The 13,720-nt window shown below is 47.7% G+C and carries 17 protein-coding genes and 1 pseudogene; 1 reads left to right on the forward strand and 17 read right to left on the reverse strand.

The features are described 5' to 3' along the window. Nucleotides 1–10 precede the first annotated feature (10 nt). The 13 genes and pseudogenes from LA360_RS29600 to coaBC all read right to left on the reverse strand — a co-directional run. Nucleotides 11–373, reverse strand: a pseudogene (locus LA360_RS29600) (DUF1016 N-terminal domain-containing protein); the annotation flags it as partial. 200 nt (nt 374–573) lie between these two features. Further along, nucleotides 574–876, reverse strand: coding sequence for a hypothetical protein (locus tag LA360_RS07550; RefSeq protein ID WP_112481695.1), 303 nt, complete (start codon nt 874–876; stop codon nt 574–576). 177 nt (nt 877–1,053) lie between these two features. Then, nucleotides 1,054–1,503 carry a hypothetical protein gene (locus LA360_RS07555; RefSeq protein ID WP_225537427.1) on the reverse strand — a complete coding sequence of 150 codons (450 nt, stop codon included), beginning with the start codon at nt 1,501–1,503 and terminating at the stop codon, nt 1,054–1,056. 11 nt (nt 1,504–1,514) lie between these two features. Beyond that, entirely contained in the window at nt 1,515–2,441 is a 927-nt protein-coding gene (locus LA360_RS07560) for a ParM/StbA family protein (RefSeq protein ID WP_112481693.1), read from the reverse strand. A 21-nt stretch (nt 2,442–2,462) separates the two neighbouring features. Continuing rightward, nucleotides 2,463–2,666, reverse strand: a complete 204-nt coding sequence (locus LA360_RS07565; RefSeq protein ID WP_112481692.1) for an alcohol dehydrogenase — start codon at nt 2,664–2,666, stop codon at nt 2,463–2,465. 20 nt (nt 2,667–2,686) lie between these two features. Further along, a complete protein-coding gene (locus tag LA360_RS07570; RefSeq protein ID WP_112481691.1) occupies nt 2,687–3,115 on the reverse strand; it encodes a DUF6075 family protein in 429 nt (142 codons plus the stop codon). A 27-nt stretch (nt 3,116–3,142) separates the two neighbouring features. After that, nucleotides 3,143–3,328: a helix-turn-helix transcriptional regulator gene (locus LA360_RS31095; protein WP_112481690.1), complete on the reverse strand. Its 186-nt coding sequence runs from the start codon at nt 3,326–3,328 to the stop codon at nt 3,143–3,145. A 22-nt stretch (nt 3,329–3,350) separates the two neighbouring features. Further along, nucleotides 3,351–4,436 (reverse strand): DUF6017 domain-containing protein, encoded by a 1,086-nt coding sequence (locus LA360_RS07580; RefSeq protein ID WP_112481689.1) that lies wholly within the window; start codon nt 4,434–4,436, stop codon nt 3,351–3,353. Nucleotides 4,437–4,898: 462 nt separating this feature from the next. Then, nucleotides 4,899–5,045 (reverse strand): hypothetical protein, encoded by a 147-nt coding sequence (locus tag LA360_RS07585; RefSeq protein ID WP_157127803.1) that lies wholly within the window; start codon nt 5,043–5,045, stop codon nt 4,899–4,901. A gap of 27 nt (nt 5,046–5,072) precedes the next feature. Next, the gene (gene rbsD, locus LA360_RS07590; RefSeq protein ID WP_022203288.1) at nt 5,073–5,489 is read right to left on the reverse strand and encodes a D-ribose pyranase; all 417 of its coding nucleotides are present in this window, start codon (nt 5,487–5,489) and stop codon (nt 5,073–5,075) included. Nucleotides 5,490–5,537: 48 nt separating this feature from the next. Continuing rightward, a complete protein-coding gene (gene rbsK / locus LA360_RS07595; protein WP_022203289.1) occupies nt 5,538–6,431 on the reverse strand; it encodes a ribokinase in 894 nt (297 codons plus the stop codon). Between the two features lie 80 nt (nt 6,432–6,511). Next, complete coding sequence (locus LA360_RS07600; RefSeq protein ID WP_002594872.1) at nt 6,512–7,489, reverse strand: LacI family DNA-binding transcriptional regulator; 978 nt, start codon at nt 7,487–7,489, stop codon at nt 6,512–6,514. A 295-nt stretch (nt 7,490–7,784) separates the two neighbouring features. Beyond that, nucleotides 7,785–9,002 carry a bifunctional phosphopantothenoylcysteine decarboxylase/phosphopantothenate--cysteine ligase CoaBC gene (gene coaBC, locus LA360_RS07605; protein ID WP_022203290.1) on the reverse strand — a complete coding sequence of 406 codons (1,218 nt, stop codon included), beginning with the start codon at nt 9,000–9,002 and terminating at the stop codon, nt 7,785–7,787. 92 nt (nt 9,003–9,094) lie between these two features. Between coaBC and LA360_RS07610 the strand changes: the two genes are divergently transcribed. Further along, complete coding sequence (locus tag LA360_RS07610; protein ID WP_022203291.1) at nt 9,095–9,868, forward strand: type III pantothenate kinase; 774 nt, start codon at nt 9,095–9,097, stop codon at nt 9,866–9,868. A gap of 59 nt (nt 9,869–9,927) precedes the next feature. On the opposite strand, the gene LA360_RS07615 is transcribed toward LA360_RS07610, so the two are convergent. The 4 genes from LA360_RS07615 to LA360_RS07630 all read right to left on the reverse strand — a co-directional run bounded on the left by LA360_RS07615 (nt 9,928) and on the right by LA360_RS07630 (nt 13,681). Further along, nucleotides 9,928–11,442, reverse strand: a complete 1,515-nt coding sequence (locus LA360_RS07615; protein WP_057571595.1) for a glycoside hydrolase family 43 protein — start codon at nt 11,440–11,442, stop codon at nt 9,928–9,930. 132 nt (nt 11,443–11,574) lie between these two features. Next, the gene (locus LA360_RS07620; protein WP_225537428.1) at nt 11,575–11,715 is read right to left on the reverse strand and encodes a hypothetical protein; all 141 of its coding nucleotides are present in this window, start codon (nt 11,713–11,715) and stop codon (nt 11,575–11,577) included. A gap of 223 nt (nt 11,716–11,938) precedes the next feature. Continuing rightward, complete coding sequence (locus tag LA360_RS07625) at nt 11,939–12,778, reverse strand: carbohydrate ABC transporter permease (protein ID WP_057571594.1); 840 nt, start codon at nt 12,776–12,778, stop codon at nt 11,939–11,941. Between the two features lie 9 nt (nt 12,779–12,787). After that, nucleotides 12,788–13,681 carry a carbohydrate ABC transporter permease gene (locus LA360_RS07630; RefSeq protein WP_057571593.1) on the reverse strand — a complete coding sequence of 298 codons (894 nt, stop codon included), beginning with the start codon at nt 13,679–13,681 and terminating at the stop codon, nt 12,788–12,790. Between the last annotated feature and the right edge of the window lie 39 nt (nt 13,682–13,720).

Raw genomic sequence — 13,720 nt, forward strand, 5'->3', positions numbered from 1 at the left:
GTTCAAAATACCCACTGTCAATCTGCCGTTCCAATTCACGGGCTTTATACTTTTCTTTTGAAGCCAGCTTTAAATAGAATACTTTCTCTTCATCACTTTTCGTCTTTGACATAATATGTAAGTTATTTGACCAAGTATTTGCTCTCAACAGTGTTGAGAGTTCCGGCTTATTCTGGTAAGTTTCAAAGAATTGTTTCATTCGCCAAATATTTTGTCCCGAATAGCCATGTATTCCTGGTTCCTTTGATAGAATATACTGCGAAAGTTTCTTTACAGTAGAACGGCCCCACCCCTCCTGCTTTGTCTTCACCGAAACAAATTTCCCGATTTCCCAATAAAGATTAATGATTGTTTCATTAACCTTATAATTTACTTCCTGTCTGGCCTAATTGATAATCTGCCGGACCTTTTCAAATTCATTTATATGGATAGGCTCCATTTCACTCATGTACCGGATCTCCAATCATTATTTTATTCTGTTTGTTTCAAATTACTTTTTTTCTTAAACCACACTGAAAAAATATGCACAGGATAACTGCAACGATCATGAACCATATGACTGTGCTCATACTATCAGACCCCATTGTGTCCATGATTCATATCCTCCAAATCATAAAATACTAAATCACATGAGCAATCGCCATAGATTGCCTCACCACATACCGGGCATTCCTCCATATCACAGCCATAATGGTGGAAGTTCCCAAATGGAGCAAAACAATCCGGACATATATCACCATCATCATAATATGTTTCCATGTCTTTCTCGTAGCCAAATTTGATACGCACATGGCTTTTTCCTTTGCAGATACACGTTTCCACTTTACATCCTACGTGTTCCAGCATTTCACCACCACAAATTTTACATACAGCCATATTTTTCTCCTGTCTTTTAAGATGGGGTTCCCATGTCCACTAAAATCATAAAAAGGTGGAACATAAACAGAAACATGCAGCCCACCAGCTTGATGCTGAATGAAGCTATTTTCAATGCCACATATATAAAAGCAAGCAACAATTTTCCTACAAATTTAATAATAGCACATAATATCGTCATAAACAATCTTCTCCTTCGTCCTCAAAGTCACCAAATGAACCATAAAATTCAAGCAGTTTTAAATCTTTTTTTGTTGCCTGATCCACCTTAACGGCTGGCTGTTCATTCCTTGTTTCGGGTTCCTGTTTCTCTTTCGTACTGACATCATTACCAGTTTGCATGTACATTGATACGGTCTGTATTGTTTCCAATGCCTCCTCTAAAGCATGTCTGGTCAATTCACGGAAGTAATCCTCATGTTCTTTTATACTGGATAACGTACCCTCCAGTTCTTTAAAGTCCGTTTTCCTTTTTAGGTGTTCCGAATAATAGATCACTGCCTCGGCTATAAAATCGTTCTGTGAACTGAACAGTTCCCGGTTATACGCTTCCAGACAGGTGAGTGCCTGGAAATGTACCGGATTATTTTTATAAAGCCGAAGTGTAGTGGCATATTTATCATCCATGTATAGCCTCCTTATCCGGCCATGCTCTGTCTGGCCTTCCATATGCTTTTCAGGGTTTCTTCATACCCTCTCGCATTTGCATGGATATCGGGAATACTTATCACGTCCTTCCCCTTGTTATCCCCGAAATTCTGCATGATTGAAGCCCCACCGCCCATAAAGATTATTTTTTCCAGATGGAGGTTATATCCATGCTTCTTAATGAGGTTATAAATATATTCTGTATATCTGCCCAGTTCCCTTCGGATTACCTGCAGGTACGCCTCGTCACCGGCATATGTACCGGTCTGCATGATCTTTTCGATGATATATGGTTTTGCCTTCTCCCCGAACTCGGCCATCAGTACCTCATTCACGCTGGAGATACATTTTATGGTGCCATTATTATCTATAATAGGCTGTGCACCACTGGGACGCATATTCTCAATCGGAACTCCGTCAACGGTTCCTCCGCCAATATCTACCAATAGACAGGATTTTCCTTCCGTCTCTGCCAGTATATCGGTGATAGCGGCAAAGCCCTGCATGTATACACTCACGCCTTCCAGATAAACATGGAATTCTTCTCCCTGATACCGATAGTTCATTTCCCTTTCCCTGCCCAAATATTTACGAAATGCTTTCATCTGTGTTTCATACCACCGCGGTGGTAATCCTGTTGCCAATCGGACTGCTGCCTGGGTCTTACCTCTGAATTTTAATTCAGTAGCCAACGCCGCCAGGGTAAGGATATAGTAATCATCGTCCACAGTTTTGTCAATTTTCGTATTCACCTCTTCCATGCTGCCGCCAATTGCGTAATACTCCCCATTGAACTCCAGAATCTGACTCAAATTACTGGGTTTTACCCTCTGTGGTGTTACTGTGGATAAAAATGCCGTATTGGCTGTTTTCATTTGCCTGTTTCCATGATCAATTCCAAGAATTTCTCTATCCATTTTGACTTTTCCTCTCTGTCGTTAATATTCGCCGGCGCTCTCCAAAAGTTCAAGTTCCTCAACGGCTTCACCGAATCCGTCCGAATCCCTCCAGCCCGGAGCATGTTCCTTTAATGTGATGATAAGGTTGCCTTTTTCATTCACTTCAAACCCTACATATTTGTTATCGTATTCCTTGCTGTCCTGCAGTATCTCAATGATATCGTCCGTCTTGTACATTCTCATTCTTCAATGTCTCCCCCTCTTCACGATATACCATAACGCAGTCTAACCGATTCAATAAAATATCTTGCATAGGGGCAGTCAAATACTTCTTCGACTGTATATTCCGAGCTGACTTCCCCGAAGTTGTAACCCTCTTTTGAATCATCCCTGTTCACTGTCTGTGAAAAGCCTGTATAAAGATTGATTGCCAGCCGTGTCACTTTCATCGAGGCCGATGTTTGCCATCCTGCAAATAATGCCATTGGATTGATCTGCTCTGTTCTCTGATCCACAATCTGTGTAAATGCAGCCCTTGTCATGTCACATATTCCAAGAGTATAAATCATGGCAACTTCTTTATTGTCTTTACGCGAATTTGGAAGTTCACGAACCTTTTCACGGAAAAATCTCTCATGCGCTTCATTGGCAAATACAATGTCCATTGTCTCTAATTGATTGATATCAAACATATATCTCCTCCATTCCTTATTCAGCAGCTATATTTCCTGCAGGATAAATTCAATATTTTCCTGAAATATCTTTTGCAGTTCCAGAATTACTTTGTAGGACGGCTTTTGCTGCCCATACTCAATTCGCTGATATGTACGCAAGCTGATTTTCAGCTTGTCCGCCAATTCCCACTGCGTCAACTCTTTACCCTGGCGTAGTTGTCTAACCCTAATTACTGTCCATCACCCCCTTTGCTTATAAGCATCCGGAGTAGATGTCACCATTCACTGCTGCCTGGTTCATCACCACATTACTTGATGTAAATGCCGAATTATACAGAACAGTTAGCAAAGCTGCCCGCATATTTCTAATTTTGGTTTTCGTCTCTGACAGACTGTTTAAAACAAACTGGATACAAAACATATCTAATTTCCAGAATACGGATTTAACAATAGCTGCAGGCTTTTCCTCCTGATTGATTCTGACTGTATCTTTTGTTGATGTAAGCACATCCACTGCTATTCCCACAATTTCGTCCAGCCTGTCTACATCGTAAGGACGGTCTATACAAATCGCATCATATCCAATCTTTGCTTTAAATACCTGCTGTGTATTCTGATGGGATTGGATAGGATTGGTATAATCTATGGTTGAAGTCTCTGTAGTAATATCTGTATTTGTCTGCCTGTTACTGGATAGTGCTGTGCTTTCAGAAAAGTGGCATCTACCTTTTTCTAGTGTAGCAGGTCCCTCTTTTTCAAGGGATACCCTGTCTCTTTTTTGGGGGACACCTCCCTGCTGAAAACCAGTTATCTCACTATTTTTCAAGATAAAGCACTGTTCGTCCCTCTTTTCATCTGCCATATCTTCTCCCCTGTCTCCCGTAGAAGGGACACGGGTATCAAAACAGTGGGGATATGTTAATTCTTTCAGCTTCTCAACAATCAACTCTATGTATAGGACGTTGTTTACAACAAGACCATTCATATTGATTGTCCGGAAAACTCTTTTTATTACACCTAATTTCTCTAAAAATATAATTGCATTAGTAGCTTCTTTTTTACTCAATCCGAATTGCTCCGCAATCTGTTGGTAACTCCGCTGAAGTAGATCAGCTTTAAACTTTTTACGAATCGCTATAATCTGCCCGGTACTTTCGTCCCTCAATTCAGTTGGACGATACCAGTAAACGATATCTGCAAGTATGACAATGGCAGTCAAATGCGGTTTACCTGTTTCCTTTATGATTGTCTTATACCACGTCTGCGGTGTAATATTGCCGGTAATATTGATTTCGGCACTTGCATCCACAATCGGATTTCCAGTTGTATAGTCCCGCATTACCTTCACCTCTCCTTCCGTTCAAGAGAGGTACTACATATAATGCGTAATCTTTCGTCAGATTGCTTCGCCGTTACAGCTAATGCAACGATGACAATTCCTGTTAAAATCAACATGATGATAAAAATAATAAATAGCACCTGCATACCCTTTTCCTCCTAAAATGCAAAAGAGGACTAAGGTCAGCTAACAAAATCGCTTTACTCAGTCCTCTTTGTATTTATATTTTAACAGCGCTGTTCCCCCGAAAGAGGGCTTCACTTCAAGAAGAAGTAAAAGAAAAGGATATTTGGAATAGGACTAAGTATAAGCAGGTCCCAAACCACCCGGCTGCGGCCCTGGTCCTAAAAATATCCCACCCTTTGGAAAACGACACTGGATTTATTGAAAAAGCAGTTCGATTGTGGTAAAATAAATTAAGACCTAAGTAGCCGCAAACCCTTGATTTCATTGGGTTCCTTGCTAACTTGGTCTTATTATAACACGGTCACCTGCGCCGTTTTCTCCCATCAGGGCGTGTACCTCTCCGTCGTCCAGCACAAAGCCGGCATCCCTTAGGACCTGGTTCTGACCAAAGGATTTGTTGATTCCTTTCATTTCTATTTTCATGTTGTTTTCCTCCAGATAAATTCTGCTCTAAAAGATACAGCCGGACTGCAGGATGATGTTGGCATAGGGCTTTGTCTCTCCGGTCCGGATAACGGCCCTGCATTCCTTTGTCATCTCCTTAAAGCGGGTATGCGGGACAAATTCCACTTTTTCCGGTTTGAAACCGGTTTCAAAGCTGGCAAAAAGCTCCTGGATTTCCTCCAGGATTTGTGGATTCTGTTCTTTGATTTCCTCTGCCAGAACCACCGCTTCTATTTTCATATCGTTTGAAACCGCTTTCAATACGTCCATAAACCGGGGATTTCCAAATGTCACAGCCAAATCAATGCGCTCTGTCCCCTCTGGCACGGGCAGTCCGCAGTCAGCGATTGCGATTCTGTCCGTATGCCCCATGGCTGACAGTACCCTGGAAATATTGCTGTTGAGTATGCCGTGTCTCTTCATGTTCTGTTCCTCCGTCTTCTTTACGCCGAAAGCGTGTTTGTCAATGCGTTACATTCTCTCCTGATGCATGGCTTCCAGTACCTGGCTGCGGACAGGCATTCCGCCCTGGGCTCCGAACCGCTCCGTGGACAGGCTGGCCGCCGTGTTGGCAAACCGGAGCGCTTCCTCCATGGTGCTGCCCCCCGCAATCTGTACGGTAAATGCCCCGTTTAATGTGTCTCCTGCTCCTGTGGTGTCCACCACATTGGCTTTTCTGGCAGGTACGGTAAGAATTTCTCCTGATGGAAGGCATGTGGATACGCCTTTAGACCCCTGGGTAATCACCAGCTTGCCGGGATGTGCCTTAAGCATCTCCTCCACAGGCATATCCCCGAACAGGATGGCTGCCTCGTGTTCATTTGGCGTAAGATAATCCACTTTTGCCAGTACTTCCGGCTTCACCGGTCTGGCCGGTCCGGGATTCAGTACTACCTTTACGCCATTTTCATGGCAGATATCAATTACATACTCGATGGTATCCTGGGGAATTTCATGCTGCAGCAATACGATGCCGCATGACAGCAGAGCATCCTTTATGCTGTCCACGTATTCCCGGTCCACCCTGTCATTGGCTCCCGCCACCACCACAATCGTATTGTCGTGATCCCCTACGGTGATGACCGCCAGCCCTGTGTTCACTCCTGGAGCCACTTTAATGTGGGTGGTTCCCACTCCCATGTCCTCCATGTTTTTTATGAGGCTTCTTCCGGCCTCATCGTCGCCCACACAGCCGAACATCTCCACATCCGCCCCCAGCTTTGCCATGGCAACGGCCTGATTGGCACCCTTTCCTCCGGGTATGTAGCGGATGTCCTCTCCTTTCAGCGTTTCCCCCTTTAAGGGAATCCTCTCGGCTGTCACTGTCATGTCCATGTTGATGCTGCCTACCACTGCTGTCTTCATAGTTCCTCCTTTTCTACTTTACATTTTATTTTATCCCTTTGATGCCTGGGAATGTCCTGGTACTGCGCTGCGGACATTCCCTAAAGAGTTGTGTCCCTTTTAATCAGCTTGACATCGAATACCTTATTCCTGTTAATCTGAGCTCCGGCAACGTATTCTGTCAGCATCCGAACCGCATCCTGCCCCATCTTTTTTATGGGCTGGGCAATGGTGGTAATCTCCGGCGTGAACAGGCTGCTTAGGGATATGTTGTCAAACCCGATTAACTGTATATCCTCCGGCACCCTTATGCCTTTCCTGTGAAGCTCCTTATAAACCGATATGGCCACCATGTCGTTAGCCGCTATGATTCCATCCGTATCCGGATACTTCTCCAACAGCCGCGCTGCCATCTCGGTTCCCGATTCAAAACTGTAATTTCCCTCTATGCAGGCAGGCTCGATTCCCCGCTCCCCGCACACATCCAGATATCCCTGGTGGCGCTTTCTGGCACTGGACAGATGGAGCGGACCGCTCATCTGCACAATATGCCTGCAGCCGCATTCCAAAAGATGCTCCATGGACATCCGCCCGCCCTGGTAATGGTTGGACTGGATACAGGCAATTTCCTTGCCCCCCTCAATCTGCCGGTCAATCATCACGACCGGAATCCGGCAGTTTCCCACTTCCTTATGTATCTCATCCATGTTAGTCATCAGGATGACTCCGTCTGCGTTCATCCGCTCCAGCAGGCTTAAGTTCCGCTTCTCCTTTTCCAAATCATCGTTGGAGTTGCAGAGCGTCAGGCGGTATCCCCTGCGGTCACATTCTTCTTCCACAGCCCCCGCCAGCTCATTAAAAAAGGGATTGATAATGTTTGGCACCAGTATGCCGATGATTTTGGATGAACGCTTGTAAAGCGACCTGGCTACCTCATTCGGTTTGAAACCGGTTTCTGATATAGCCCGTTCCACCTTCTGCCTCTTCTCATCATCCACCCTGGCCGTACCGTTCATTACCCTGGATACGGTTGAGGGGGATACGCCCGCCAGCTTCGCCACATCACGTATGCTCGTCATAAGTCCACCATCCTGCCTGTCTGCAGATTACAGCCTTCCGGCCCTTCCGCCCTTTGTGTGTTTTATTCTTGAAACCCGTTTCAAGCATGATTTAATTATACATTTTGACAGTTTCAAAGTCAATATCCATATTTCTGTTTTGCCATTTTAGTCAAAAGCCACAATGAAGGCAGGGTATTAGCCGTGAATTCCACGCTTTTTTAGATACATTTCACAACGACTTTGTTAAGACATTGTCAGTCTGTCTTCCGGCAAAGCACGGGGAGCAGGAAAGAAAAAAGGACTGAACCCTGTTTCATGCAGGATTCAATCCTCCCTGTCCTTTTGTCCGTTTCAAAATCTCGGTCAGCAGGCGGTCAGCCACCTCTTCCTTGGACATGATGGGAAGCTCTGTCTCGCTCTCCCTGGTGATGAGCGTCACCACATTGGTGTCCGTGCCGAACCCCGCGCCCTCCACCTTCAGGTTGTTGGCTACAATCATGTCAATCTGCTTTTTTGCCAGCTTGGCCCTGGAATTCTCCAGCATATTCTGGGTCTCCATGGAAAATCCGCAAAGAAACTGCCCGTCCCTCCGGTTCTGCCCCAGCCACCTCAGGATGTCGTCGGTCCGCTCCAGGGCAATGGACAGATCACCGTCGGATTTCTTGATTTTTTCTGTTCCCACCGTGGAAGGCCGGTAATCCGCCACCGCCGCCGCCTTGACAATGATGTCCTGCTCTCCGCTCCTTGCGGTAACCGCCTCAAACATTTCCCTGGCGCTCTCCACCGGAACCGTCTCCACAAACAAAGGGCGGGCCAGATCCACCGGACCGCTTACCAGGGTAACGTCGGCTCCCCTGTAGGCCGCCACCCTGGCAATGGCATACCCCATCTTGCCTGTGGAATGATTGGTGATATAGCGCACCGGGTCAATGGACTCCCTGGTAGGCCCGGCTGTCACAAGAATCCGTCTGCCTGCCAAATCCCCGGGATAGCCGGCCTCCCGCAGTATATATTCATACAATACCTCCGGCTCCGGCATCTTTCCGGCCCCGGTATCCCCGCAGGCCAGGTAGCCACAGGCCGGTGTTATGACCTCCATACCATAGCGCCTGCAAATATCAAGGTTGTCCTGTAAAATGGGATTCTCGTACATGTTGGTGTTCATGGCCGGCGCCAGTATTTTTTTGCACCTGCACGCCATGACCGTAGTGGTCAGCATATCATCCGCAATGCCGTGGGCAATCTTCCCGATGACATTTGCCGACGCAGGAGCAATCATCACCACATCCGCCTGCTTTGCCAGGGCCACATGCTCCACGCTGAATTCAAAATTCCTGTCAAATGTATCCACCAGACATTTGTTGCCTGTCAGGCTCTCAAAGGTTATGGGATTAATGAAGTGAGTGGCGTTCTCCGTCATCAGAACATGGACCTTCACGCCCTTTTTTACCAGCATGCTGGCCAGGCCGGCTGTCTTATAAGCCGCGATGCTTCCTGTCACGCCAAGAAGGACTGTCTTTCCTTTTAACATATGATTCCTCCGGTTGTCTTTCCTCTTTTTCTATGTTACAATCCATGTTAAAGTATAACATACATCCTAAATGATTGAAAGGAGTTCCCCCAATGATTTTAGCAATCGACATGGGCAATACCAATACGGTCATCGGCGGCATAGACGAGACAAAAACCTATTTCATAGAACGGGTCACCACGGACCAGGGACGCACGGATACGGAATACGCGGTGAGCTTTAAGAACATCCTGGAGATGCATCAGATTGATATTGCAAGCATAGAAGGAGCCATTCTCTCTTCCGTGGTTCCCCCTGTTAATTCCACCATCCTGAACGCCGTGGAAAAGGTGACGGGAAACCGTCCGCTGCTGGTGGGTTCCGGCATGAAAACCGGCATGAATATCATCATGGACAACCCCAAGACCGTTGGCAGCGACCAGATTGTGGACGCAGTGGCAGCCAGCCACGAACATCCCCTTCCCCTGGTGGTCATAGATATGGGCACGGCCACCACGCTGTGCACCGTGGACAAAAAGGGAAATTATATCGGCGGTGCCATCCTTCCCGGTCTCAAGGTCTCCCTTAACTCGCTCAGCAGCAAGACGGCCCAGCTGCCCTACATCAGCCTGGAGGTTCCCAGCCATGTCATTGGGAAGAATACCATTGACTGTATGCGCTCCGGCATCATTTACGGCAACGTGGACATGATAGACGGGATTCTGGACCGCATGGAAAAGGAGCTGGGAGAGCCTCCCACCATCATCGCCACCGGCGGACTGGCCAGGTTCATCACGCCGCTGTGCCGCCATAAGATACTGGTGGACGACGCCCTGCTCCTGAAGGGACTGTTGATTTTATACCGGAAGAATACGGAGGTTCATTAGAACATGTTCCTGAATCCTCATCATAAACAAAGGCTGTCTTACGCAGACAGCCTTGTCTTTTATTTTATTTCCACATACTCATAATCACAATATCCCCCAGACTCCCGGTTTTCCCGTGAGCAGGACCACAGGCAGAGTTTTGCGCCGGTCCATGTGGCACGTTTCAGTGGAAATGAATATTCGATCCGGGTAAAGTTCCTGCCGTCAGAAGAATAGGAAAAGCCATACGTCTTATCTTCCTCCAGGGTCAGCCTGAACCAAGCCTGTTCCCCCTCTGCCTCCTGTGAAAAGACCAGCTTCTCACCGGCTTCCCCTTCAAACATGGGATCCGTGACCGTTCCCCGGTAACATCTTACCTGAATTCCCTTTCCCGTGTAGTACAAACCCGCATATCCGTAATCATGGCCCGCCATGCCGATTCCGCCAAAATCACCGTCCTCACCGCCTGAAAGAGACAGCTTCACGGTCATGGACAGCTTTTGTTTCTGCGGAATCTGGGTCAGCACATTGGGCGCATACCAGAGCAGGTTTTCCCTGCCCGGATTCCGGTAACAATACAGCCGCAGGTATCCCGGATGTTCCTCCAGGGAATAAAAGTCTGTATTGGGATTGGCCTGCCACTGCCACTGGAGCCCCAGTGTCTTCTCCGCAAAATCATCGGACTGGCGGATGGCGTATTCCGGCATTCCTTCTGCCGGCACGGGCCACTCCTCCACCGGCTCCCCAATGCCGTCTCCATTCTGGTCCTGGCCAATAAATGGCCAGTCATCCAGAAAACACATGGGCTGCAAATGGATGATTCTGCCCAGCTCCACCACATCCTGGAAATGGATGAACCAGTGCCTCCCGTCGGGCGATGTCACCCAGCCCCCCTGGTGCGGACCGTTTACCCGGGAATTTCCCTGGTGCATCACCACTTTATAGTCGTAGGGCCCATAGACAGACCTGGATCTGAGGCAGGACTGCCATCCGGTCTCCACGCCCCCTGAGGGCATCAGAATATAGTAATATTCATTCTTTTTGTACATCTTTGGCCCTTCCGATGTAGGCGCAATCTGTTCACCGTCAAATATAAGCCCTGGCTCTGCCAGAAGACAGCGGCACTGGGGATCCATTTCCGCCAGCGAAAGCCGGTGTTTTATACCGGATCGGCTCTTTGCATAGGCAAAGACCATGTAAGCCCTGCCGTCATCGTCCCAGAAAGGACAGGGGTCAATCCATCCCTTTGATTCGCACAGCATATTACATTCAAACTCACCGTAGGGGTCCCTGGATCTGGCAACCAGGATTCCCTCATCCACCAGCGGGATAAACACAAAGAATGTCCCCTCATGATACCGGATGGATGGAGCCCATGTGCCGGAGCCGTGGCATGGAAGGGCATATTTCTCAAAGGGAAGCTCTTTAACGCAGTGATTAATCAGCTCCCAGTGAACCAGATCTCTGGAATGTAAAAGCGGAACCCCCGGAATATAGGTAAAGGAGGAGGACACCATATAATAATCCTCCCCCACCCGCGCCACATCCGGGTCGGAATAATCCGCATACAGAATCGGATTTTTGTACGTACTCATATTCTCAATCAATCCTCCTTTTTTCTGCCATATATCCGGCAGGCCTTTCCGCTATCATTTCATGACCCTGATCCGATGGATGGAGGCCGTCCGATGACAGCCCGCCCGGAGTATCCATGGCCTTAAGCCCGTTTATATAATGAAGCCTGCCCCTGTAATGCCTGGAAGGAGCTTCCGCGCAGCGCTGTATGGCGCCCCGAAAGCAAGAGCTTTTCCATAGAGCTGGTCCATATCCCAGTCGTCCCTGCGGATTGTGATTTCAGTTCCGTCCACTGTTACGGGCCAGGGGCTTATTTCGCAGCTTCCCTGGTAATCCCCTGGAACACCTCCAGCACTCCCTGGGAACGGACGGCGCCCTCCGCCGGCATACGCCTGAGACGAAGGACAGCCCTGTCCCCCTCCATCACGAACCGTATCTCACTGTTGCGTCTCCCCTCAATATCTGATTTTTGTTTCCCCGCTTTTTTATTTCTTCGCCTTTTATTCCTTTACCCAATCATCCCTTCAGGCCCGATGTGGCAATGCCCTCCACAAAATATTTCTGGGCTGCAAAGAAAAGCAGAATCAGCGGAATCACGGACACCAGCGCCATGGACATGACCTGGTTCCACTGTATATTGGACGTCACGTCAATACTCACCCTGAGGGCCAGTGACAGCGGAAATTTTGAAACCGTGTTAATGTAAATGTTGGTGTTGAAAAAGTCGTTCCAGGTCCATAAAAACTGGAACAGACCGGCGGAAAACAGGGCTGGCTTAAGCAGAGGAAGCAGGATCTGTATAAAACACTGGAAGGGGCCGCAGCCGTCAATGCAGGCGGATTCATCCAAATCCCTTGGAAGTCCCCTTAAGAACTGCACCATCATGAACACGAAGAAGGGGTAGCATCCCACGGCAGCCGGCGCGTAAAAGGTCATATAGGAGTCCAGCCAGCCCAGCTTGTTGAACAATGCGTATCTGGGTATAATAATGATTGCATTGGGCAGCATCAGCGTGGCTATGAGAACCATGAAAAGGAACTGGCTGCCGGGAAAATCAAATCTGGCAAAACCATAGGCCACGATGGAGCAGGACACCAGCGTCAGCAGTGTGGTGGGAACCACCAGCGCAAAGGTGTTTATGAAATACCGGGCATATGTATAGGTTCCCGTGGTCTTCCACCCCTTGATGAATGCCTCCGGGCTCCATCCCTGGGGCAGAAGGCTCAGACTGCCGAATATCTCGTTATTGGTTTTAAAACAGGCAAAAAACATCCATATGACAGGAAACAGCATCACCACACCTACGATTCCGAGAATTACATAGGTAATACCGTTTTTAATCTTTTTCTCTTTCATGCCGTCCTCCTAATTATCGTAATAAACCCATTTCTTCGAGGTCACAAACAGGACAATGGTCATGACCAGGATAACCATGAACAGAATCCATGAGGTAGCGCAGGCATATCCCATCTTAAAGTACTTAAATGCATCCGTGTACAGCTTCATTCCCAGCACATAGGTGGCCTTATTGGGACCGCCGCTCGTCACCACAAATGCGGATGTAAAGTTTTGAAGGGCCGTGATAAGCTGCATAATGATGTTGAAAAACGCGATGGATGTAATCATGGGCAGGGTTATCTTGAAGAACATCCTGGGTTTTGACGCCCCGTCAATCCGGGCCGCCTCATACAGGGACTGGGGCACCTGCTTAAGGGCGGACAGGAACAGCACCATGGAGGAACCGAACTGCCATATTTCCAGCATACAGATTGTGATGACAGCCATATCCGGGGTTCCCAGCCATTTGACCGGACCGATGCGGACCAGGCCCAGAAGGCTGTTGATGAAACCGTCATTCATGAACAGCACCTTCCACAGGATTGCCACTGCCACGGAACCGCTGAGCAGGGACGGTATGTAGTATACGGTTCGTATGAAGTTGATTCCCTTCAGGTTCCGGTTCAGTATCACGGCAATAATAAGGGCCAGCACCACCTTGCCCGGCACTGTGATAAAGGTATACTTCAATGTGACTGCCATTGAATTCCAAAACTCCCTGTCCTTTGTAAATAACTTGACATAATTATCAAGCCCAACAAATTCCGGCGCATGAAATATATCATAGTTTGTAAATGAATACAGCAGCGAACTGATAAAGGGGTACAGCTGGAACACCAGAAAACCGAATCCCCAGATACACACATACATGAATCCAATCTTGTTCCGTTTGGTCCAGCCGCCGTGCCTTGGCTTTGCCATCCTATCTTCCTCCTATCCTTCAAGCGGCCCGGGAAAGGA

The sequence above is a fragment of the Enterocloster clostridioformis genome, assembly GCF_020297485.1.
Classification (GTDB): Bacteria; Bacillota; Clostridia; order Lachnospirales; family Lachnospiraceae; genus Enterocloster; species Enterocloster clostridioformis.

What these genes read in the sequence shown, in the direction of transcription:
- LA360_RS07600 (WP_002594872.1), bottom strand. Translation starts at nt 7,489, where the DNA reads ATGACGAGCATACGTGATGTGGCGAAGCTGGCGGGCGTATCCCCCTCA.
- LA360_RS07560 (WP_112481693.1), bottom strand. Translation starts at nt 2,441, where the DNA reads ATGGATAGAGAAATTCTTGGAATTGATCATGGAAACAGGCAAATGAAA.
- LA360_RS07625 (WP_057571594.1), bottom strand. Translation starts at nt 12,778, where the DNA reads ATGAAAGAGAAAAAGATTAAAAACGGTATTACCTATGTAATTCTCGGA.
- LA360_RS07610 (WP_022203291.1), top strand. Translation starts at nt 9,095, where the DNA reads ATGATTTTAGCAATCGACATGGGCAATACCAATACGGTCATCGGCGGC.
- coaBC (WP_022203290.1), bottom strand. Translation starts at nt 9,002, where the DNA reads ATGTTAAAAGGAAAGACAGTCCTTCTTGGCGTGACAGGAAGCATCGCG.
- rbsD (WP_022203288.1), bottom strand. Translation starts at nt 5,489, where the DNA reads ATGAAGAGACACGGCATACTCAACAGCAATATTTCCAGGGTACTGTCA.
- LA360_RS07630 (WP_057571593.1), bottom strand. Translation starts at nt 13,681, where the DNA reads ATGGCAAAGCCAAGGCACGGCGGCTGGACCAAACGGAACAAGATTGGA.
- LA360_RS07555 (WP_225537427.1), bottom strand. Translation starts at nt 1,503, where the DNA reads ATGGATGATAAATATGCCACTACACTTCGGCTTTATAAAAATAATCCG.
- LA360_RS07565 (WP_112481692.1), bottom strand. Translation starts at nt 2,666, where the DNA reads ATGAGAATGTACAAGACGGACGATATCATTGAGATACTGCAGGACAGC.
- LA360_RS07580 (WP_112481689.1), bottom strand. Translation starts at nt 4,436, where the DNA reads ATGCGGGACTATACAACTGGAAATCCGATTGTGGATGCAAGTGCCGAA.
- LA360_RS07615 (WP_057571595.1), bottom strand. Translation starts at nt 11,442, where the DNA reads ATGAGTACGTACAAAAATCCGATTCTGTATGCGGATTATTCCGACCCG.
- LA360_RS07585 (WP_157127803.1), bottom strand. Translation starts at nt 5,045, where the DNA reads ATGAAAATAGAAATGAAAGGAATCAACAAATCCTTTGGTCAGAACCAG.
- LA360_RS07550 (WP_112481695.1), bottom strand. Translation starts at nt 876, where the DNA reads ATGGCTGTATGTAAAATTTGTGGTGGTGAAATGCTGGAACACGTAGGA.
- rbsK (WP_022203289.1), bottom strand. Translation starts at nt 6,431, where the DNA reads ATGAAGACAGCAGTGGTAGGCAGCATCAACATGGACATGACAGTGACA.
- LA360_RS07570 (WP_112481691.1), bottom strand. Translation starts at nt 3,115, where the DNA reads ATGTTTGATATCAATCAATTAGAGACAATGGACATTGTATTTGCCAAT.